Consider the following 1,765-nt stretch of genomic DNA (forward strand, 5'->3'; position numbering starts at 1 on the left):
ACGATCATAGACATATTGGACAACAGCATACAAATTAAAGAGAGTAAGGTGATCTTAGGATCACGAATAAACTAGCTAACTTTTTACAATATTAAAAATATACGATGAAGAGTTTGATCCTGGCTCAGGATGAACGCTAGCGGCAGGCCTAACACATGCAAGTCGAGGGGTATAGAGAGCTTGCTTTCTAGAGACCGGCGGATGGGTGAGTAACGCGTATGCAACCTACCTTTTACAGGGGAATAGCCCGGAGAAATTCGGATTAATGCTCCATGGTTTATAGATGTGGCATCACATTTATAATAAAGATTTATCGGTAAAAGATGGGCATGCGTATCATTAGCTAGTTGGTGTGGTAACGGCATACCAAGGCGACGATGATTAGGGGTCCTGAGAGGGAGATCCCCCACACTGGTACTGAGACACGGACCAGACTCCTACGGGAGGCAGCAGTGAGGAATATTGGTCAATGGAGGCAACTCTGAACCAGCCATGCCGCGTGCAGGATGACGGTCCTATGGATTGTAAACTGCTTTTGTACGGGAAGAAATGTAATTACGTGTAATTATTTGACGGTACCGTAAGAATAAGGATCGGCTAACTCCGTGCCAGCAGCCGCGGTAATACGGAGGATCCGAGCGTTATCCGGAATTATTGGGTTTAAAGGGTTCGTAGGCGGTTTAGTAAGTCAGTGGTGAAATCTTGCAGCTTAACTGTAAAATTGCCGTTGATACTGCTAAACTTGAATAGTATGGAAGTAATTAGAATATGTAGTGTAGCGGTGAAATGCTTAGATATTACATGGAATACCAATTGCGAAGGCAGATTACTACGTACTTATTGACGCTGATGAACGAAAGCGTGGGTAGCGAACAGGATTAGATACCCTGGTAGTCCACGCCGTAAACGATGGATACTAGCTGTTCGGTCTTCGGATTGAGTGGCTAAGCGAAAGTGATAAGTATCCCACCTGGGGAGTACGTTCGCAAGAATGAAACTCAAAGGAATTGACGGGGGCCCGCACAAGCGGTGGAGCATGTGGTTTAATTCGATGATACGCGAGGAACCTTACCAAGGCTTAAATGTAGATTGACAGGTTTAGAGATAGACTTTCCTTCGGGCAATTTACAAGGTGCTGCATGGTTGTCGTCAGCTCGTGCCGTGAGGTGTCAGGTTAAGTCCTATAACGAGCGCAACCCCTATTGTTAGTTGCCAGCGGGTCAAGCCGGGAACTCTAACAAGACTGCCGGTGCAAACCGTGAGGAAGGTGGGGATGACGTCAAATCATCACGGCCCTTACGTCTTGGGCTACACACGTGCTACAATGGCCAGTACAGAAAGCAGCTACCAGGCAACTGGATGCGAATCTCAAAAGCTGGTCTCAGTTCGGATTGGAGTCTGCAACTCGACTCCATGAAGCTGGAATCGCTAGTAATCGGATATCAGCCATGATCCGGTGAATACGTTCCCGGGCCTTGTACACACCGCCCGTCAAGCCATGGAAGCTGGGGGTACCTGAAGTCGGTCGCCGCAAGGAGCTGCCTAGGGTAAAACTAGTAACTAGGGCTAAGTCGTAACAAGGTAGCCGTACCGGAAGGTGCGGCTGGAACACCTCCTTTCTAGAGAAAAAAAGAGGTTGGTTTATTTACTCTCGCTGTTTGTTCAAATAAAAAATAAGTAATATACAGAGTCTCGTAGCTCAGCTGGTTAGAGTACTACACTGATAATGTAGGGGTCGGCAGTTCGAGTCTGCCCGGGACTACTA

1 tRNA gene and 1 rRNA gene are annotated in these 1,765 nt (G+C 47.2%); both read left to right on the plus strand.

Annotation, left to right across the window (positions count from 1 at the left end):
• Positions 1–101: 101 nt before the first annotated feature.
• Positions 102–1,619: ribosomal RNA gene (locus H4K35_RS15480) — 16S ribosomal RNA — on the plus strand.
• Between the two features lie 69 nt (positions 1,620–1,688).
• A tRNA-Ile gene (locus tag H4K35_RS15485) sits at positions 1,689–1,762 on the plus strand.
• The last annotated feature ends 3 nt before the right edge of the window (positions 1,763–1,765 follow it).

This window comes from Myroides sp. NP-2 (assembly GCF_014145665.1).
Lineage (GTDB): Bacteria > Bacteroidota > Bacteroidia > Flavobacteriales > Flavobacteriaceae > Flavobacterium.